The organism is Salisediminibacterium beveridgei (assembly GCF_001721685.1).
GTDB classification, from domain to species: domain Bacteria; phylum Bacillota; class Bacilli; order Bacillales; family Salisediminibacteriaceae; genus Salisediminibacterium; species Salisediminibacterium beveridgei.
Genome location: NZ_CP012502.1, coordinates 2,800,298 through 2,819,826, shown reverse-complemented (window position 1 = coordinate 2,819,826; position 19,529 = coordinate 2,800,298). Strand labels below are relative to the sequence as shown.

At 49.7% G+C, this 19,529-nt stretch carries 17 protein-coding genes and 3 riboswitches; of the genes, 16 read left to right on the top strand and 1 reads right to left on the bottom strand.

All coding sequences use genetic code 11. The features are described 5' to 3' along the window. Positions 1-75 precede the first annotated feature (75 nt). From BBEV_RS13275 to BBEV_RS13220, 12 genes are all read left to right on the top strand, one after another. Positions 76-1,050 carry an AAA family ATPase gene (locus tag BBEV_RS13275; protein WP_069365906.1) on the top strand — a complete coding sequence of 325 codons (975 nt, stop codon included), beginning with the start codon at positions 76-78 and terminating at the stop codon, positions 1,048-1,050. After that, positions 1,047-2,303 carry a DUF58 domain-containing protein gene (locus BBEV_RS13270; RefSeq protein WP_069365905.1) on the top strand — a complete coding sequence of 419 codons (1,257 nt, stop codon included), beginning with the start codon at positions 1,047-1,049 and terminating at the stop codon, positions 2,301-2,303. Before BBEV_RS13275 ends, BBEV_RS13270 begins: the two co-directional genes overlap by 4 nt. Further along, positions 2,300-4,591: a transglutaminase TgpA family protein gene (locus BBEV_RS13265; protein ID WP_198155006.1), complete on the top strand. Its 2,292-nt coding sequence runs from the start codon at positions 2,300-2,302 to the stop codon at positions 4,589-4,591. Before BBEV_RS13270 ends, BBEV_RS13265 begins: the two co-directional genes overlap by 4 nt. A gap of 45 nt (positions 4,592-4,636) precedes the next feature. Then, a riboswitch (purine riboswitch) is annotated at positions 4,637-4,738 on the top strand. Positions 4,739-4,909: 171 nt separating this feature from the next. Next, a complete protein-coding gene (guaA, locus tag BBEV_RS13260; protein ID WP_157100995.1) occupies positions 4,910-6,448 on the top strand; it encodes a glutamine-hydrolyzing GMP synthase in 1,539 nt (512 codons plus the stop codon). Positions 6,449-6,526: 78 nt separating this feature from the next. Next, a riboswitch (purine riboswitch) is annotated at positions 6,527-6,628 on the top strand. 172 nt (positions 6,629-6,800) lie between these two features. After that, positions 6,801-8,114, top strand: coding sequence for an NCS2 family permease (locus BBEV_RS13255; protein WP_069365902.1), 1,314 nt, complete (start codon positions 6,801-6,803; stop codon positions 8,112-8,114). Between the two features lie 201 nt (positions 8,115-8,315). Continuing rightward, positions 8,316-8,558, top strand: coding sequence for a FeoA family protein (locus BBEV_RS13250; RefSeq protein WP_069365901.1), 243 nt, complete (start codon positions 8,316-8,318; stop codon positions 8,556-8,558). Further along, on the top strand, positions 8,545-10,314 hold the full coding sequence (locus BBEV_RS13245; protein ID WP_069365900.1) for a ferrous iron transporter B: 1,770 nt from the start codon (positions 8,545-8,547) through the stop codon (positions 10,312-10,314). Before BBEV_RS13250 ends, BBEV_RS13245 begins: the two co-directional genes overlap by 14 nt. A 1-nt stretch (position 10,315) precedes the next feature. Then, the gene (locus tag BBEV_RS13240; protein WP_069365899.1) at positions 10,316-10,900 is read left to right on the top strand and encodes an NAD(P)-dependent oxidoreductase; all 585 of its coding nucleotides are present in this window, start codon (positions 10,316-10,318) and stop codon (positions 10,898-10,900) included. Then, positions 10,897-11,790: a lysylphosphatidylglycerol synthase transmembrane domain-containing protein gene (locus tag BBEV_RS13235; RefSeq protein ID WP_084007395.1), complete on the top strand. Its 894-nt coding sequence runs from the start codon at positions 10,897-10,899 to the stop codon at positions 11,788-11,790. The genes BBEV_RS13240 and BBEV_RS13235 overlap by 4 nt, the downstream gene beginning before the upstream one ends. 122 nt (positions 11,791-11,912) lie before the next feature. After that, positions 11,913-12,155, top strand: a complete 243-nt coding sequence (locus tag BBEV_RS13230) for a sensor histidine kinase (RefSeq protein WP_069365897.1) — start codon at positions 11,913-11,915, stop codon at positions 12,153-12,155. A gap of 60 nt (positions 12,156-12,215) precedes the next feature. Then, positions 12,216-12,617 carry a hypothetical protein gene (locus tag BBEV_RS13225; RefSeq protein ID WP_069365896.1) on the top strand — a complete coding sequence of 134 codons (402 nt, stop codon included), beginning with the start codon at positions 12,216-12,218 and terminating at the stop codon, positions 12,615-12,617. Positions 12,618-13,144: 527 nt separating this feature from the next. Then, a complete protein-coding gene (locus tag BBEV_RS13220; protein WP_069365895.1) occupies positions 13,145-15,199 on the top strand; it encodes an ATP-dependent Clp protease ATP-binding subunit in 2,055 nt (684 codons plus the stop codon). 74 nt (positions 15,200-15,273) lie between these two features. On the opposite strand, the gene BBEV_RS13215 is transcribed toward BBEV_RS13220, so the two are convergent. After that, on the bottom strand, positions 15,274-15,735 hold the full coding sequence (locus BBEV_RS13215) for a DUF1499 domain-containing protein (RefSeq protein WP_084007393.1): 462 nt from the start codon (positions 15,733-15,735) through the stop codon (positions 15,274-15,276). A gap of 95 nt (positions 15,736-15,830) precedes the next feature. Here BBEV_RS13215 and BBEV_RS13210 point away from each other — a divergent pair, with 95 nt between their 5' ends. The 4 genes from BBEV_RS13210 (at position 15,831) to purB (ending at position 19,397) form a co-directional block, all read left to right on the top strand. Further along, entirely contained in the window at positions 15,831-16,028 is a 198-nt protein-coding gene (locus BBEV_RS13210; protein ID WP_069365894.1) for an NETI motif-containing protein, read from the top strand. A gap of 116 nt (positions 16,029-16,144) precedes the next feature. After that, positions 16,145-16,246, top strand: a riboswitch (purine riboswitch). Between the two features lie 191 nt (positions 16,247-16,437). Beyond that, positions 16,438-16,926 (top strand): 5-(carboxyamino)imidazole ribonucleotide mutase, encoded by a 489-nt coding sequence (gene purE, locus BBEV_RS13205; protein WP_069365893.1) that lies wholly within the window; start codon positions 16,438-16,440, stop codon positions 16,924-16,926. Then, positions 16,923-18,050: a 5-(carboxyamino)imidazole ribonucleotide synthase gene (gene purK / locus BBEV_RS13200; RefSeq protein ID WP_069365892.1), complete on the top strand. Its 1,128-nt coding sequence runs from the start codon at positions 16,923-16,925 to the stop codon at positions 18,048-18,050. Before purE ends, purK begins: the two co-directional genes overlap by 4 nt. Before the next feature lie 48 nt (positions 18,051-18,098). Then, positions 18,099-19,397, top strand: a complete 1,299-nt coding sequence (gene purB / locus BBEV_RS13195; RefSeq protein WP_069365891.1) for an adenylosuccinate lyase — start codon at positions 18,099-18,101, stop codon at positions 19,395-19,397. Positions 19,398-19,529: the final 132 nt, after the last annotated feature.

The following is a 19,529-nucleotide window of genomic DNA, read 5'->3' as shown; positions in this document are numbered from 1 at the left end:
CGAAAAATCATTGATTTCATGATAAGATGGGAATAGTGAATGTAACTGTTCATTCAGACGAAGGAGGTCACGCCAGTGAAAATCAGATCATATCAGTCCCTCGTGGAGCACGGACAGGTGCGCACATTAATTGATAACGTAGAGAAAGTGGTTGTTGGAAAACGCCGGGAAGTCGAATTGAGTGTTGTCGCGCTTCTTTGCGGCGGTCATGTTCTCCTTGAAGATGTGCCGGGAGTCGGGAAGACCATGATGGTACGTGCCATTGCCAAGTCCATTGGAGCAGAATTCAAACGGATCCAGTTTACGCCGGACTTGCTTCCTTCCGACGTAACAGGGGTATCGGTTTTCAATCAAAAGGACATGGAATTTCATTTCCGGCCGGGACCCGTTATGTCGAATATCGTTTTGGCCGATGAAATCAACCGGACATCCCCGAAAACACAGGCAGCCCTTCTCGAGGCTCTGGAGGAAGGGAGTGTTACCGTCGATGGTGAAACGAGAACCTTACAGGATCCGTTTCTCGTCATGGCGACACAAAACCCGATCGAGTACAGCGGGACCTATCCTTTGCCGGAGGCGCAATTAGACCGCTTTTTGTTCAAATTCAAAATCGGATACCCGACGAAAACGGAAGAACTCGATGTGTTAAACCGGGTGGAACGGCAGCATCCCATTGAAAGTCTCTCAGAAGTCTTGAGTCTTCAGGATGTGGTCAATATCAAAAAAGAAGTGCAACAGGTGAAAGTGCACCAGTCAGTCAAACACTACATCATTGATCTTGTCACCTCAACGAGGCTTCATCATGCGGTTTCTCTCGGCGCAAGTCCCCGGGCATCGATCTCACTTATGAAGGCCGCACAGGCGCTCGCGCTCATGCAGGGGAGAAACTACACCGTTCCGGACGATGTGAAATTTCTTGCCCCATATGTATTGCAGCACCGCATGATTCTCACGTCGGATGCGAAACTGTCAAACCAGTCCAATGAGCGGATCGTGGCCGACGTGATTGAACAGGTCCGTGTGCCCGCCGGGGAAGAGATCGGCGGATGAGGGTAAGAGACTGGACAGGCTGGTATTGGGTGATCGTGATTCTCAGAGTTGTGCTGATCCTTGCCATCTTCGCAGGGTTATTCAGTTATGCCATGTTTCAAGGCGGTTTTGTCAGCTGGTTTTTATTTTACAGTGTCACCTTATTAATGATCCTGATGCTTTTGTACACATTGGTTCCTCTCGGGCACTTTGACGTGTCCCGTCATCTTGAACAATCGGCCCTTCCAGCAGGGGAAGATGTCCATGTGAAGGTTATACTGCGTCGGAAACTCCCCTTTCCATTTTTATATCTTGGCGTCAACGATGCTATGGAGAAACGCCTCAAAGAACAGGTGCATGGCCGGCAAACGGAGATGATCTTCTATCCGTCGTTCAAGAAAGAATTAACGTATGAATATCAGGTTCGTGATGCGAAACGAGGGAGCTATCAGTTTCTCGGCACATGGCTCACAACCAGTGATGTGTTCGGCTGGGTAACGAAGCGCCGCTTTTCGGAATCGGCGGATTGGCTCTTGGTGTATCCGGATTATCATCACATTGACTCCTGGGAGGCTTTTGAGCGGCACGAGACCGAAACGCGGAAATCGAATCAGGATTTCGTGGAAGACCGCACATCCATTGCAGGAGCGAGGGAATATGAACCAGGTGACAAACTGACCAGCATTGACTGGAAAGTCACCGCAAGGTCATCCAAGCTCATGACGAAGGAATTTGAAGATTACATCGGTCAAAATTTCATGATTCTGCTCAGTAACTACGTACCGAATACCACATATGACACGCTGCAATCTTATGAAGAGGGGATTGAACTGGCAACATCCATTATCATGTACGCGTATGAACGGCAGCTGGATGTGGGCATGATGACCGTTGGGAAACAAGTCCATTCCTTCTCATTAGGCAACGGGACTGATCATCAGAAAAAGCTCGTCACCCACCTCTCGGAAATTGAGCCGGATGAGGGTTCGGGTTTTGCTGTGAAGCTGGTTGATATTGAAAATCAGCTCACCTCCGGATCAACGGTGATCGTGATTGCCACGGCCCTCGATGATGAACTCTTACGGCAACTAAAGACGATCTCAAGCAGAAGGAAGCAGATCTACTTTTTCCTGATGACCAAGCTCGACGATGAACTGGATCAGTGGGAACAGGAACGTCAGAAAGAGCTTGAGCGGATTGGTGTGATGACGACCCGGATGAATTCCGGGGACATTGATGCAAGAAACCGGCAAAAGGCAGGTGGGCAATGGTGAGTCGACAATCAAAACAGTCCTTCTCCATCGTGCATCTGTTTATTTATGTGCTGGCCTTTTTAATTTTGTGGGAATGGCTCAGGCCGATCCCGGCGATTACCGATACATCAAGCCTTGAGGTGTTTCTTGGTTTTGCATTGGTGAGTGCCGCACTGATTTACATCCGGCTGCCGATCTGGGTCAATCTCCCGGTTTTGGCAGTTGCAGCTGTTTTCGGATTGCATCGCATTTTCTATGAAGGGCCGTTTCTTGCAAGAGAAGGTGGCGGTGAGTCCATCCGGATGATCGGCGGGGAGATCCGTCACAACATGGGGCTTTTGTTTTCAGGTGACATGGAGATGCTCACGAATCCGTTTCGTACCTTGCTCCTCTTTATGCTCTTGGCATTGATCTGCTACCTGATGTATTTTTGGGTTTTTCAAACGCGGCGGGTGTTTTTTTTCCTGCTGGCAACGGTTGTTTACATCACGATTCTTGATACCTTTACCGTTGTGGATGCATCACAGGCGATCGTCAGGATTGTTGTCATCGGCTTCTTTATGATGACGCTGTTGCATATGCTTGATGTGCAGGAGTCAGAAAAAGAAATTGGCCGAAAATCGGAGACTTTTCTCCCGGTAGCCTGGATGTACACGCTGATTGCGATGGTATCCATTGCGATTGTTGTGGCCTTTCTGATGCCGAAACCTGAGCCTCAATGGTCCGATCCGGTGCCGACGATTCGCGGTTTCGTTACAGGCGAAGGCGGATTTGGCGGTGGTTCAGGCGGCACGGTCAGACGTGTCGGCTACGGCGAGAATGATGAACAGCTCGGTGGTGGATTTATCCAGGATGAGAGCGTTGTATTCCAGGCGGTGACGGACAATCCGGTATACTGGCGCGGTGAATCGAAAGATGAGTATACGGGGCGCGGCTGGGTGAATTCGGAGACAGACTACCAGCCAACAGGAGATGTCTTTGATCCTGAAGCGATTGATTACTGGATGTATGACGAAGACAAGACCCGGGATCATGAACAGACAACGGCGACGATTCAAATGAGTTCCGGAGTCGGTTTTTCACACTTGTTCTATCCGGGGCAGCTCATGGATGCCCCCAGAGAGGAGATCACCGCAAACATTGATGGTGATGTAATCGGCACGGATGCACTTCAATTCGAAGTGGATACGATTGGCGGACGTGTGGACGGCAGAGAAATGGGCGACGACGTACTCCTCGAGGCGTATGACATCACTTTCCTGGATTTCAGTTTTCCGATTCCGACGATGGAGGAGACCGAGGAGAATGATCCGGACGCAATCATTGACATGTACACACAGTTACCGGATGATCTGCCTGAACGAGTCGGCGAGCTGGCGGTTGAAATTACGGCAGAAGAAGATAACCGGTATGATCAGGCAGTAGCGATCGAACAGTATTTCGGTCAGAATGATTTTGTCTATCAGACGACAGATGTACCCGTCCCGGAAGATGATGAAGACTATGTGGATCAGTTTCTGTTTGAAACGCAGGCTGGGTACTGTGACAACTATTCCACGTCGATGGTGGTGCTGCTCAGGACACTGGACATCCCTGCGCGCTGGGTGAAAGGCTTTACGGCCGGTGAAGAACTCGAACAGACAGAAGATGATCAGTTCGTATATGAGGTCACTAACGGCAACGCTCATTCATGGGTTGAAGTCTATTTTCCGGAGGTCGGTTGGGTACCGTTTGAACCGACACAGGGCTTTGAGAACTATGCCGATTTCTCCACAGAACCGGTTGACATTGATTTGGATCTCGATGGTGACGACCCGGACGCGCCCGACCCTTCAGACGATTTGGCCGATGACCGTTTTCCGGATCCGGATGAAGGATTCGATCCGGGTGAAGCCGTCGGTGATGGGGAGGGAGCTGACGGGGAAAGTTCCTGGCGAAACTGGTTGACCCCGGGGAACATCTTGATTTCCATTGTCGTGCTTTTCATGGTCATGCTGACGTATCAAAAGCAAAGTAAGCTGATGAACCGCTTCTTCTTCTTGCTTTACAAAGTGAGCGGGACAGACCGATCCTTTAAAAATGCGTACAAACGACTGCTGTGGCTGTTAGAGAAGGAAGGCCTGCCAAGAGCAGAAGGTGAAACGTTAAGAGAATATGCCCGCCGGGTGGATCAGGCTGTCAGCTCACAGGCGATGATGAAGCTGACGAAGGCTTACGAGCGGATGTATTATGGTGGTGGAGACCCGAAAGGTGAATGGCAAAAGCATCAGAAGGACTGGGAAGAGATGTTGAAACGTCTCTACCAGTAGGTCTTGACCAATGACTATGCGACTGATAAAATTAATCAATCTGCAACGGACAAACAAAACACGCTTCGTATATCCCCGGAAATACGGTCCGGAAGTCTCTACCAGGTTACCGTAAATAACCTGACTATGAAGGTGGATTTTTTCCCGGCACAAGGGATAAAACTGCCTTCGCTCCTGTAAAAAGGGACGAAGGCAGTTTTTAATACTTTTAAAAAAGTATAAGTGCAACCGAGGCTTTCGCCATCACTATGGTGAAAAGCCAAGTTTCTTTATTTGAACAGGGTCAATCAAATCTGAAGATTTAATGAGGTGAATCGTGTGGAAGAACTAAACGAAAAGATTATTGTGCTTGATTTCGGGGGTCAGTATAACCAGCTGATCACCAGAAGAATCCGTGACCTCGGCGTATTCAGTGAACTGGTCACCCACAAAACCACTGCCGAAGACGTGAGAGCGATGAACCCGACAGGGATTATCTTTTCCGGCGGGCCCGGGAGTGTCTATGCGGACGGTGCACCGCGCTGTGATGAAGCCATTTTCGATCTCGGCATTCCCGTACTTGGCATCTGTTACGGCATGCAGCTGATGACCGATCATTTTGATGGTGGTGTGGAAGCCGCTCATCACCGGGAATACGGGAAGGCCGTGATCAAGCTGCAAAATGAGTCCCTGCTTTTTAAAGATCTGCCAAAAGAGCAGATGGTCTGGATGAGTCACGGCGACCTCGTCAAAGCGCCACCGGCGGGTTTTCAAGTGGACGCAGTCAATGATAACTGTCCGGTTGCGGCCATGAGTAATGAGAGCCGTCATCTTTATGGTGTACAGTTTCATCCGGAAGTACAGAATACCGAACACGGCACGGCGATGCTGAAGAATTTCATCTATGAAGTATGCGGCTGCGAGGGCAACTGGTCCATGGAGAACTTCATTGATATAGAAGTGGATAAAGTACGTGAATCTGTTGGTAATCGGAAGGTCCTCTGTGCTTTGAGTGGCGGTGTGGACTCCTCTGTTGTGGCTGCTTTGTTACATAAAGCCATCGGCGATCAGCTGATCTGCATGTTCATTGACCACGGACTGTTAAGGAAAAATGAAGCGGAGAGTGTCATGAAAATCTTCGCGGATGGTTTTGATATGAATGTCATCAAAATCGATGCACAGGAACGCTTTCTGAAAAAACTCGAAGGCATCAGTGATCCGGAGCAAAAGCGTAAAATCATCGGTAATGAATTCATCTATATCTTTGAAGAAGAAGCAGGTAAACTTCAGGATGTGGACTTCCTCGCTCAAGGGACGCTGTATACGGATATCATCGAGAGCGGTACGGATACAGCCCAGACCATCAAGTCTCACCATAACGTCGGGGGGCTCCCTGAAAACATGCACTTCGATTTAATTGAACCGTTGAATACCCTGTTCAAAGACGAGGTGCGTGCTGTTGGTGCCGAACTGGGTCTGTCTGATGAAATCGTCTGGCGTCAGCCGTTCCCTGGACCGGGTCTTGGCATCCGTGTTCTCGGCGAGATCACGCAGGAAAAGCTGGAGATCGTTCGGGAATCTGATGCGATTCTCCGTGACGAAATCAAAAAAGCAGGTCTGGACCGTCATATCTGGCAGTACTTTACGGCACTTCCTGATATGCGCAGTGTCGGTGTTATGGGTGATGCCCGCACGTATGACTATACGGTAGGGATCCGCGCAGTTACATCCATCGATGGAATGACGAGCGACTGGGCGAGGATTCCCTATGACATTCTGGAGATCATTTCCACAAGAATTGTGAATGAGGTGAAACACGTCAATCGGGTCGTGTATGACATCACATCCAAGCCACCAAGTACCATAGAATGGGAATAACCGAATGTTAGGAAATTTAACTTAAGGAATGTTCGTTTTTTATTGACAATCCATTTAGGTGTTGCTAAACTGACTCATGTACTTATACATTATTTCGTTCGTATAATATTGGGAATAGGGCCCAAGAGTTTCTACCAGACCCCCGGAAAGGGTCTGACTACGAACAATAGTCAGGTATATGTTGTTCAGTGATCGCATTTTGGTGGGTGAACTAACGGATACCTGCAGCTTATTTTGCTGCAGACCTGGGTATTGTGAATGGAAACGTTAAAGCCCTGCTCCTGGATTCATCCGGAGGCAGGGCTTTTCTTGTGCCCTGACCTTCACTATCAGAAAAAAGGAGATATGGGACATGCAGAAGTATTTTCAGTTTGACGAATTAGGCACGAATTATTCAAGAGAAATCATGGGGGGCTTAACGACATTCCTTGCCATGGCGTACATTCTTTTTGTGAATCCGGATATCCTTTCCGGAGCGGGCATGGATCAGGGAGCTGTTTATGTGGCCACAGCCCTCGCCGCGGCGATCGGTACCATCATCATGGGCCTTATCGCTAGATACCCCATAGCGCTGGCACCGGGAATGGGGCTGAATGCATTCTTCACGTATTCGGTTGTTCTTGGTCTCGGAATCCCTTGGGAAACGGCTCTCTTGGGTGTATTCATTTCAGGTTTGATTTTCATTTTGATCACAGTGGTTGGCATTCGCGAATTTATCATAAACGCCATTCCTGCGGAGTTGAAGTATGCCGCCGGTGCCGGTATCGGTTTGTTCATCGCATTTATCGGTCTTCAGAATGCAGAGATTGTCGTGGCTTCTGAAGCCACACTGGTTGAAATTGGTGACCTGACCAATCCGGCTACTTTGCTTGCAGTATTTGGTGTGGTGATTACCGTCATTCTCATGGCGTTCGGTTTAAAAGGCGGGATTTTTTACGGGATGGTCATCACAGCACTCGTCGGAATGCTCTTCAATACGGTTCCGGTTCCGGAACAGATCATCGGCACAATCCCGAGTCTTGCACCGACGTTCGGTGCAGCATTTGCCCCGTTCGGGGAAATGAGTCTCGGCGAAATTTTCACCGTTCAATTAATGATTGTCATCCTGACGTTTCTCTTCGTGGACTTTTTCGATACGGCAGGAACCCTCTATGCCGTCGCGAACCAGGCTGGCTTTGTGAAAGATAACAAACTGCCACGTGCCCAGCGCGCCTTGCTGGCAGATTCTTCAGCCACGTCCATCGGTGCCATTCTTGGTACGTCGACGACAACGGCTTACATCGAATCATCGTCAGGCATCGCCGCAGGTGCGAGAACCGGTTTTGCGTCTCTTGTTACCGGGGCACTCTTCCTCGTTGCCCTGCTCTTCAGTCCACTCCTGGTAGTGGTCACGGCTGCCGTAACCGCACCGGCTCTGATTGTCGTCGGGGTTCTGATGGCAAGGTCGCTCGCGAACATCGACTGGAAGAAGTTCGAGATTGCGGTACCGGCGTTCTTCACGATCATTGCCATGCCTTTGACCTACAGCATTGCAACGGGTATTGCCCTCGGGTTTATCATGTATCCGATCACGATGGTGTCAAAAGGACGTGCCAAGGAAGTTCACTGGATCATGTATGTTCTCTTGGTTGTGTTTGTCCTGTACTTTGTGTATTTGGGAGAATAAAAAAGAAAAAATATTGTGTGACCATCAACCGCCGTATCCCTCCGGATGCGGCGGTTTTGCGCTGTCTTCTCATCAATTTGATGAAAGAAGTGTGAAATTGATGACGAATTCGTGAAGATTTGAGCATCGTATACAAAAGGATGAAAAAATCAGGTAGGCTGATGTTAATGATTATCATTCTCAATTAAGGAGGGCCTGAATATGAAATCACGAGGTCTTTGTGATCTTCCGTGTGAAGCCAGATGCAGAGTCAAATCCCTTCCGGTGTGCCCGTTACTGGAAGGATTGGGCATTCATATCGGTTCTGAGCTCTGTATTAAGCATAAAAGTCCGTGGCGCGGCCCTGTCGTTGTGCAGACGAGAGGCCGGCGGGAGGTTGCAATTGATTACGCGATCGCTTCTGAATTCGGGATTGAGGAGTTGAATTCCGATGACATGCCATAGCACTGAGCACGAAATCCGAACGGATGGCAAGAAAAAAGTACTTTTGATGGGAAATCCGAACGTCGGAAAAAGTGTGATCTTTTCAAGTTTGACGAACAAACGGGTGATGACGGCCAACTACGCAGGGACCACCGTGACCGCGATGGAGGGAGACCTCGTGTTGGCGAAGGAACCTGCGGTTTTGATTGATGTGCCGGGGGTTTATTCACTGAAGGCCGTGTCAAAAGCCGAAGAAGCAGCGATGCAGATGCTCGATCAGGGAGCGGATGTGATTGTCTGCGTACTCGACGCGACCAATCTTGAGCGGAATCTTCAGCTGGCGAAAGCTCTGAAAAAAAGAAATACCCCGGTTGTATTTCTATTGAATATGGTGGATGTGGCGGAACACAAAGGCATTCAGATTGATACTGAAAAGCTCGAAGCGTTTTTGCAGTCTCCGGTGATCCCGGCAGTTGCGGTGAAACGGAAAGGGTTTACCCGTCTGGTCGCTGAAATCAATAAAGTGCTCATGGGGAAGCCTCATGCAGCAATTGGAGAAGCCGTCGACACCCCTTCGCTGGATATCATTGCAGATGATGTCCTGACGTATCAGGATTACCAGGAAACGGTGAAGGATAAACTGGAGCGGTGGACGATTCAGCCGGCAACGGGGCTGCCGATTGCGATCCTGATGGTTTTGTTGGCACTGGGTTTTGTCGTTGGTATGGGGAAAGCCGTGCGGGCCGTCTTTTTCCTGCCTCTCTTGAACAATTACTACGTGCCTTTTGCCGAAGGAATCGCAGCAAGGATTACCACAGAAGGGACCATGCTGTATTCGGTTTTGGCAGGCGAGTTTGGTGTGCTGATTAAAGCAGTGGAGTGGCCGATTGCATTGATTTTACCGTATGTGTTCTTCTTTTACATTACGCTGTCGTTTATGGAGGACAGCGGTTATTTACCTCGGCTCGGGATTCTGATTGACGGGCTGCTGCGGCGCTTCGGTCTCCACGGTCATTCGATTGTCCCCATTTCCATGGGGTACGGTTGTGCAGTGCCGGCGATTATCGGGACCCGGGCTGCTTCGAGTATGAAAGAGCGTCTGATCATCTCTGCCCTGGTCAGTCTGGCAGTTCCGTGCATTGCCCAGACCGGAGCCTTTATTGCCCTCTTGGGTGACCATTCCTTTTTGTTGCTCTTATCCATCTTTCTGGTCTCCTTTGTGGTGATGTTTATCAGCGGTACCGTTTTGAATAAAATGCTGAAAGGGACATTGGATCCGGTTCTGATTGAAGTGCCGAATCTGCTTCCGCCAAGTCCCGGTGCCTTATGGGGAAAAGTCAAAATGCGTACGAAGCATTTCATGATCGAAGCGGAGATTCCGATGGTGATCGGGATTCTCTTTGCGGCATTGACGATTGAGACAGGCGCTTTGAACTATGTCAGTTTCATCGTGGAACCTGTCGTGGTCAGTTTTCTTGGATTGCCTCCTGAAGCCAGTGTGGCCTTGATCCTGGGTGTTGTGAGAAGAGAACTGGCCGTACTTCCTTTGCTCGGTATGGATTTAACGTTGGCGCAGATGTTTGTAGGCTCTGTTGTGGCACTTCTCTATATTCCATGCATGAGCGTGTTCTTTGTCCTCGTGAAAGAATTCAGATTCAAATGGGCTGCGGCCATCAGTACCGCAACGATCCTTCTTGCCTTTTTCGTGGGTGGCCTTGCGAACTACGGGATCCAGTTGTTTCAATGGGTCACAGTGACGCTTGGAGGTGGGGCGTAACATGTTTATTCAATCCTGCACGAGGGTTTGTGAGAAACTATGCAGTCAGTCGGGCATGTGTGCACGCCTTGGCGCTTATTATTATGACGATATGGTCAAAAGAGAAGTGGCCCTCGGTCAGATCAGTTCGGAGCACCGGGTACTTTGCGTTGGCGGTGGGCGGACGCCATTCACTGCCTGCCTCCTGGCGGAGAAAACAGGAGCCGATGTCACCGTGATCGACAATGACCCGGCCGTGATCGAAGAGGCCCACGACTTTATAGCCTCCTGGAACGTGCTTCATGGAAGACTGACGTGCAAATACCAGGACGGGCGAGACATTGAGAAAGGCATGTATGACATTGCCCATATTGCGCTGCAGGTATCGCCTCAAGTGGAGGTGAAAGAGAGGCTTATTCAGGATGCCGGGTGCAGAAAAGTACTCTGCCGCATTCCGAGAAGTCCGGTGGAAGAACACTACGTCGATTTCCTTTCCAATGAAGACCTTGAAACGTGTTGCGGCAAGGTCATCCACAGTGGCATGCGGATGGCCGGGGAAACCGTCTTATTTACGCCTGGCGTGGTCATAGAGGAGAATACGGTATGAAAACAGGTCAACGCTTGTTACTATTACCATGTTGCGGCTTGATCATCTGGTTTCTCGTTACATACGACTTCTCACCGGTAGTGGGAGCTTTAGTAATGATCAATCCCGGAATCGTTGCGATGCTTCTGTTTATTCAGCTTTTGACGTTTGTCTTGATGAGCCGCCAGTGGATGAGACTGATTCAGGTGAAAGGGCACAAGTCTTTTTTAACTGTCATGAATATTCTCTTTACCAGCGCATTCACTGAAGGCATAACCCCTTCCGTGAAATTCGGCAGTGAAGCGGTAAAAGGTCACATGTTCATGCAACGGTTCTCACTGGGGCTGAAAGTGATCATGGAGACGGTCGCCGTGCAGAAACTGATCAGTATCAGTGCACTGGTTCCTTTTTTACTATTGACGGTCTGGTTCTGGTGGTCGCCGGCACGGGCGGGGTTCACTGTTGCAGGTCTCATCGTGCTTGCTGGTTTGATCTTCGCAGCCATACGGGTAATCCAGGGAAGATCCAATGCCTTGGGGGACTGGTCATTAAAAAAAATCTGGTTTCATTACCGCTTGTCGTTTGTCATCTGGGCCCTGTTTTATGCCAAAGGGTTGATCCTCAGCCTGTCCATGGGCCTCGAACTGAGCCTTCTGGCGGTGCTTCTGGCTGCTTTTCTTCCCTATATGGCGGCTCTTACCCCCATAACACCTGGCGGGATCGGCACCTTTGAAGGGGTAATGGTGATGGTGCTTGTTGCCTTCGGTGTGACCGCAGGGACAGCCATCGTTTTCGCCCTGGTCTTCCGTCTCATCACCTTCTGGTTTGGTGTGACAGTGGGAGCAGGCTGCATCCTCTGGAACATGTATCACAAGAATCATGTCAATTCCCATGAGATCGAAGCTGTATAAGAGAATGGAAAAAAAGCTTTTGCCGTGATTCGGGCAAAAGCTTTTCTAATGGAATTCTAATCTTTTGTTTGGAGATTTTTTGCAAAATTAAAGTCAATGTGAATATACAGGAAGAACATTTTGTGTTGGCAGTAATAGACGAAGGAATCGGTATCGCAGAAAAAGATCTTGATACAGTGTTTGATCGTTTTTACAGGGTTGACGAAGCACGTGTCCGAAAAAATGGGGGCAGTGGTCTTGGATTGGCGATTGCAAAACAAATCGTCAGGAACCATCAGGGAGAGATCCAAGTCAAAAGCCAAGTGAATGAAGGGTCCGTGTTCACTGTCACCATTCCAATGCAGAAAGCGGGTGAAGTTAATTGATATCTTTCAAAGGTGCGATGATTGTAGCATCCGTTCTCCTGATTGCCGGACTGACAGGCTATGGACATTCAGAACCGGGAGCAGTTTGTTGTCACGTTGCATAACTCTGATAGGGTATTCGAAATGACCGTCGATCAGACGAATGGCATGATGTTGTCTTTGATTTCTTTGGATACACCAACCCGCTTCGAATCAGAGGATGAGGACGAGGAGGCTGCGATTTATTCGTTTGAAGAGATACAGCAGGTGATTTTGAATGAATTTGGTGAGGAGGCAGAAATTCTGGAATTCTTTTTCCTGGACAAGGATCCACCTTTCTTAGATGTGATCATTCGATCTGGTAATCAGACTGGTGAGCTTCAAATCAATGCCCTGACCGGTGAAATTCTGCCCATCGAACGAGATTCATCAGCGGAGCGATTTTGGTATATACCGGAAATGACGAGGGGTCAGGACGGCTGATTTACGAAGTGGAAGTGGCATCTGAAGAAGATGATGCAGATGTTTATGTAGACGCGCATACCGTTGATGTGGTTTCAATCGACCAGTAGTTGACAGATGTTATGTAACATGGTATAGTTATGAACGTTGTTTTAAAGCAATTCGTTTGACCTGTCCGGGATGACCGGACACTTTGTACGCATCGCAAGTCTTAAATCAAATGGAGTGGCCAAGGGGCCGCAAAGATGAAAGAGAAGGCAGGGCTTTCGTTATTTAAGTGTACGATCTGTTCAATACAAAGAAATCACGCGGCACGGTTAAAGACCGGCAGACGATAACGGAATAACGGGAAGAACAGGTACATGTTCTTCCGGACGACATAAAAAGCAGGCTCCTGAAACGGGACGCCTGCTTTTTCCATTCCATTTGGTCAAAATAGATCAAACTTTTTCTTGACCTTCTTTGACCAATGTTTTATACTGAAGTCAGAATAAAGGTTAAAGATAGTCAAAGTCAATTTAACCGGAACTTTTAAGGAGGAATGGCATATGAAATGTCAACAGTGTCAACAACGCGATGCAACGATTCTGTACCGGGTCAGTGTCAACGGTCAGGAACAATCCGCCGCCTTTTGTCCAGTCTGTTATGAACAGCTGTCGAAGCAAGAACAGATGAATCATCCACATCAGGGGCAGGGAATGTCCCATCAGGCAGGATCACCAGGATCCGCTGCTCAGGGAGCAAATCCAAACGGCGCTCCGGCACAGGAACAACAGGAACGGCTTCTCGATACGTATGGTCACGATCTGACGGCCAATGCGAAGAAGGGACTGATCGATCCGGTCATCGGACGAGAAGGTGAAATCCAGCAGGTGGCAGAAGTGTTGAACCGTCGGAACAAGAACAACCCGGTCCTGATCGGAGAACCGGGGGTCGGAAAAACGGCGATTGCCGAAGGACTCGCACTCAAGATCAATGAGGGCGACGTACCGGGTAAACTGAAGGGAAAACAGATCATCTCTCTGGATGTGGCATCCATTCTCTCAGGAACCAGTTACCGGGGACAGTTTGAAGAAAAGATGAAACAGATCGTCAAGGAACTCGAAGACAGCCCGGACACGATTCTTTTCATCGATGAGATTCATCAGATCGTTGGTGCCGGCAAAACCGAAGGCTCAACGGATGCCGGCAACATTCTGAAACCGGCCCTGGCCGGCGGACAAATCCAGGTGATCGGTGCCACCACTTTTAAGGAATACCGCACCATCGAAAAGGATGCAGCTCTTGAGCGGCGTTTTGAACCGGTGACGATCCATGAACCGAAAGTCGAAGACATGATCGATATTCTGAAAGGCTTGGCCCCTAAATACGAAGCCTATCACGGTGTCACGTATTCCGACGAAGTTCTATCGGCCTGCGCTGAACTGTCTCACCGCTATATCCAGGACCGGAAGATGCCCGACAAGGCGATCGACCTGATGGACGTGGCCGGTGCGAAAGCGAATCTGAACAGCGGTAAAGGAACAACGGAAGACATCGAAAACCGGCTTGCCGTCATCGAGAAAGAAAAGCAGCAGGCTGCGGAAGAAGAGCAGTATGAAAAGGCTGCCCGGCTGAGGCAGGAAGAATTGCAGCTGAAAGACGAGCTCGATCAGGCCGATCGCGCGGATGAAGCGGAGACGACGATCACTGTCGCGGATATTCAGGCCATCATTGAAAAGAAGACGGGCATTCCTGTACAGAAGCTCGAACAGGATGAACAGACCAAACTGAAGCATCTGGCTGACAACCTCAGTGAGCGGGTCGTTGGTCAAACGGAAGCCGTAGAGGCTGTGGCCAAAGCGATTCGAAGAGGCCGCGCCGGATTCCGTCGGGAAGGAAGACCGATCGCCTCCTTTCTCTTCCACGGACAAACCGGTGTCGGGAAGACCGAACTCACCCGTGCGCTGGCTGAAGAAATGTTTGGTGACCGTGAAGCGATGCTCCGGCTGGACATGAGTGAATTCATGGAAAAGCATACGGTGTCAAAACTGATCGGTTCGCCTCCGGGATATGTTGGACACGAAGAGGCAGGTCAGCTGACGGAACGGGTCCGACGCCGTCCGTATTCCATTATCCTCCTGGATGAAATGGAGAAGGCCCATCCGGACGTGCAGCACATGTTTTTGCAGGTGCTTGAAGACGGGCGCCTGACGGACAGCCATGGCAGAACCGTCAGTTTTAAAGATACCGTGATTGTCATGACCACCAACGCCAGACCCTTGGAATCGTACTTCAAACCGGAATTCATGAACCGGATCGATCGGATTGTACAGTTCAGAGAACTGGGTGAAACCGAGCTTGAACAGATCGTGCGTCTGATGCTGAAAGAAGTCATTGATCACAGCCACGCGCAGGATGTGACGATCACCTTTACGGACGAAGCAGTCAAATGGCTTGCCGACAAAGGATACGATCCGAAATTCGGGGCCAGACCCCTTCGCCGCACCATTCAAGAACACGTGGAAGACCTCATCGTCGATGCGATTATCGATGGTGAGAAACTCGGAGATGTCCAGGTGGATGTCGATGAGGAAGCAGATCAGCTGAAACTGGTCAACTAAACAAACATCCCGCCCGGAGACGATTTCCGGGCGGGATGTTTCAGTGTCACCGAACTCAAGCCTTTTCCACCTGCTTAGTGGATCTGTTCCTCAAATTTCTGCCGAATCATCTCATACTGCTTACGGTTTTCGCCCATATCCGAATAACCGACCCTCGATTCGGAACGATAATGAATGTTACGGGCCTCTTCATCGAAAAAGAATTCAATATCATTTTTGTAACGCATCAAATTTGTCGTATAAACCGCATGTATGTAACGGTCGGACACGTTTTCCAGGTGAATTGCACCCATGTTCTGCAGTACAGTTTTCAAGGTTTCTCTCGCAACCTCCACGTCACCTGAAAACGGTATGGGCTCCACGTATTTTCCTTCCACGTCCGTTTGGCTCGATACAGCATTGGGTGATGACGGGACCTCGGCAAAATCACCCGTCTCATTCCCCACATGACCGGGAACCTGATTGTTTTTAAAAAACATGAACCCGCCTCCTCCAATCAGAAAAGCCCCGGCGAGCAGTAACAATGTCAATTTCATTCTTTGTACCCCCTTCAAAAATTCGTTCTCTGTCTAGGTATACCCGAAAAACTCCGTTATAATAGATGAAAAAGAAAGAAAAAGGTGACTGATCCGTGGCGAAGAAGAAAAACTTTACTGTAGAAGACGGGGAAACCATTGATGAATGCTTGGAGAGAATGAAAGCTGAAGGCTTTCATCCAGTGAGAAGAATGGAAAAACCGATTCTCAAAGAAGTGAAACAAAACGGGAAGATTGAAGTGGTTGCGGATAAACAACGCATCGTTTTCGAAGGTAAAAAACTGGATTCCTGATGATTATTACCAGTAGAAGAACGGGAGATCGCTAAAATACGAACATTAAATTCACGAAAGACAGTTATCGTTCGAAAATAAGTTGACGGCCCTTCCCCCCGCTTGTTAAGATAAGAGAAGATAATCGAACAGTTCCTCATATAAATCCGGGAATAAGGCCCGGGAGTCTCTACCTGCTGACCGTAAATCAGCGGACTATGAGGGGTAAACGAATGTAAACTTCAAGAGTGACGTATGCCCATTTTTAAACAGGCATGCGCCATCTCAATGCACGAAAAGGAGTGAAGCGTATCGAAGACCCTCATGCAGATGATGAAGGACCTCTTTGATACGCTTTTTTCTATGTGTCCGGATGCATCTTGTTCTGAGATCCGGGGCTGTAACGTAACTTACGCTGGAGGCGATGGCAATGACAGAAAAAGTCGGCATTATCATGGGAAGCCGCTCGGATTTAGACACGATGCAGCACACCATCGATACACTCAAGGAACTGAACGTACCTTACGAAGCAAAGGTGGTTTCCGCACACCGCACACCGGACCGGATGTTTGAGTATGCGGAGCAAGCGTTTGACAATGGAATTCGCGTTATCATTGCCGGCGCGGGCGGTGCCGCGCATCTGCCCGGCATGGTGGCAGCAAAAACGACTGTACCGGTGATCGGTGTTCCTGTTCAGTCCAAAGCCTTAAACGGGCTGGACTCACTGCTTTCCATCGTGCAAATGCCTGCGGGTGTGCCTGTAGCGACCGTGGCGATCGGGAAAGCCGGTGCCATTAATGCCGCACTTCTTGCCACGCAGCAACTGGCGATGTTTGACGAAAGCATTCATGAACGGCTGAAAGCCCGTCGGAAGAAAACAGAAGAGGATGTCATTGAAACAGGGGAGATTGAAGAATGAACGAGAAACAAACGATTTTACCCGGACAGACGATAGGCATTCTCGGGGGCGGACAACTCGGGCGGATGATGGCCATCGCCGCCAAGGAAATGGGCTACCGCACCGCCGTCATGGAGCCTGCATCAGACTCACCTTGCGGGCAGGTCTCAGATACAGAAGTGATTGCCGCCTATGCAGATCGTGAAGGCGCGGCCAGTCTGGCTGCTGTCAGCGACGTATTGACCTTTGAGTTTGAGAACATTGATGGAGAGACGGCCGAACATCTGGCTGACACCATGTACCTTCCTCAGGGAGGGAACCTGTTACAGATCACCCAGGACCGGAAAAAAGAAAAAGAAGCCATTGAAGCACTCAACATTCCCGTAGCCCCCTGGGCATACATCGAAACAAAAGAGGACTTGAAAAGCGCACTCACAACCCTCGGCGTCCCTTCTGTTTTGAAAACGACCCGGGGCGGTTACGACGGCAAAGGACAGGCTGTTCTGAAGGACATGTCAGATGCAGACATGGCGTTTGAAGGACTCGCCGGCAAAGGACCGTTTGTACTTGAGGCGTTTATCGATTTTGAGCTGGAAATCTCCGTGATCGTTACCCGGGGAACGAATGGTGACATCGCCACATTCCCGGTAGCTGAAAATATTCATGTCAATAATATCCTGCATCAGAGTATCGTGCCGGCGCGGCTTCCTCAGGATGGGCAGGCGAAAGCGATTGACCTGGCGAGAACGCTGGCAGAAAAACTTGACATGATCGGAACGCTCGCAGTGGAAATGTTCGTCACAACGGACGGTGAGATGTATGTCAATGAGTTGGCACCAAGGCCGCATAACTCCGGTCACTACACATTGAATGCCTGCAATATTTCGCAGTTCGGGCAACATGTCCGCGCCATCTGCGGCTTGCCGCTCATCCATCCGGTGCTCTTAAAACCCGTTGTCATGGTCAATCTGCTCGGTGAACATATGGAAGCCGCCTTACAACAGATGACCGTGAAAGCCGAAGCCCACTGGCATCTGTACGGAAAAGCCGAAGCGCGGAGTGGACGGAAAATGGGTCATGTAAACATCCTGACCGATGATCTGGCCGACACCATAGAAGACCTTGAAACCTGGGGAATCTGGTGATTGTGCATCATAAATGCTGCAACTAAAACCTGACTGGAGGACAATACAATGATCGAACGCTATACACGCCCGGAAATGGGTGCTATCTGGGAAGAGGAAAACCGCTATCAAGCCTGGCTGGAGGTGGAAATTCTCGCCTGCGAAGCCTGGAGCGAGCTCGGGGATATCCCAAAAGAAGACGTCTCCAAAATCCGCACCAATGCCGGTTTTGACGTTGATCGGATTCTGGAAATCGAAGAAGAAACACGCCATGATGTGGTGGCCTTTACCCGTGCGGTTTCTGAAACCCTCGGCGAGGAACGGAAATGGGTCCATTACGGGCTGACGTCGACGGACGTGGTGGACACGGCCTTATCCTATCTCCTGAAACAGGCGAACGACCTGATTGAACGGGACTTGAAGAACTTTATTGAGATCCTCAAAACAAAAGCCAATGAACATAAATATACCATCATGATGGGACGAACGCATGGAGTCCATGCAGAACCGACGACGTTCGGGCTGAAACTCGCCCTCTGGTACGAAGAAATGAAACGAAACCTCGAACGCTTTCAGGCCGCAAAAGAAACCGTACGTGTCGGGAAACTGTCAGGTGCAGTCGGTACATACGCCAATATCGATCCCTTCATTGAAGAACATGTCTGTAAGGGGCTGGGACTTGAGCGTGCACCGATTTCCACGCAAACCTTGCAGCGTGACCGCCATGCCCACTATATCGGGACCTTGGCACTGATCGGTGCGTCCATTGAAAAAATGGCCGTTGAAATCCGCAGCCTGCAAAAGAGTGAAACCCGGGAAGTGGAAGAATTCTTTGCCAAAGGGCAAAAAGGCTCGTCCGCCATGCCTCATAAACGGAACCCGATCGGATCCGAGAACATGACGGGGCTGGCGCGGGTTCTCCGGGGCCATATGGTGACGGCTCATGAGAACGTGGCACTCTGGCACGAACGGGACATTTCCCACTCCTCGGCAGAGCGGATTATCCTTCCTGATGCAACCATTGCCCTCAATTATATGCTGAACCGGTTCGGTAACATTGTGAAAAATCTGACGGTGTTCCCGGAAAATATGAAGCGGAACATGGGCCGCACCTATGGCCTGATCTACTCACAGCGCGTGCTGTTAACCCTGATTGATAAAGGGATGGCACGGGAAGTTGCCTACGACCTCGTTCAGCCGAAAGCCATGCAGGCATGGGAAGAAGCAAGACCGTTCCGGGACATCGTCGACAGCGATCCACAAATCACCGATCAGCTGTCTAAAGAAGAACTCGATCAATGTTTTGACTACAACCACCATATGAAACACGTCGACACCATCTTCACCCGCCTCGGACTCGATCAGTAATATTTCATATAGTTGTTTTCCAAGAAATTTTGAAGTGAGCGTCAGGCGGAGACGCCCGAGGGATTAGCGCAGTCTGAAGATCCATTCCGAAGGAGTTTGTAACGACTGAGGAATTAGCTGAAGACAAGCCCC

What these genes read in the sequence shown, in the direction of transcription:
- BBEV_RS13270 (WP_069365905.1), top strand. Translation starts at nt 1,047, where the DNA reads ATGAGGGTAAGAGACTGGACAGGCTGGTATTGGGTGATCGTGATTCTC.
- BBEV_RS13255 (WP_069365902.1), top strand. Translation starts at nt 6,801, where the DNA reads ATGCAGAAGTATTTTCAGTTTGACGAATTAGGCACGAATTATTCAAGA.
- BBEV_RS13250 (WP_069365901.1), top strand. Translation starts at nt 8,316, where the DNA reads ATGAAATCACGAGGTCTTTGTGATCTTCCGTGTGAAGCCAGATGCAGA.
- BBEV_RS13245 (WP_069365900.1), top strand. Translation starts at nt 8,545, where the DNA reads ATGACATGCCATAGCACTGAGCACGAAATCCGAACGGATGGCAAGAAA.
- BBEV_RS13240 (WP_069365899.1), top strand. Translation starts at nt 10,316, where the DNA reads ATGTTTATTCAATCCTGCACGAGGGTTTGTGAGAAACTATGCAGTCAG.
- BBEV_RS13235 (WP_084007395.1), top strand. Translation starts at nt 10,897, where the DNA reads ATGAAAACAGGTCAACGCTTGTTACTATTACCATGTTGCGGCTTGATC.
- BBEV_RS13225 (WP_069365896.1), top strand. Translation starts at nt 12,216, where the DNA reads ATGGACATTCAGAACCGGGAGCAGTTTGTTGTCACGTTGCATAACTCT.
- BBEV_RS13220 (WP_069365895.1), top strand. Translation starts at nt 13,145, where the DNA reads ATGAAATGTCAACAGTGTCAACAACGCGATGCAACGATTCTGTACCGG.
- BBEV_RS13215 (WP_084007393.1), bottom strand. Translation starts at nt 15,735, where the DNA reads ATGAAATTGACATTGTTACTGCTCGCCGGGGCTTTTCTGATTGGAGGA.
- purE (WP_069365893.1), top strand. Translation starts at nt 16,438, where the DNA reads ATGACAGAAAAAGTCGGCATTATCATGGGAAGCCGCTCGGATTTAGAC.
- purK (WP_069365892.1), top strand. Translation starts at nt 16,923, where the DNA reads ATGAACGAGAAACAAACGATTTTACCCGGACAGACGATAGGCATTCTC.
- purB (WP_069365891.1), top strand. Translation starts at nt 18,099, where the DNA reads ATGATCGAACGCTATACACGCCCGGAAATGGGTGCTATCTGGGAAGAG.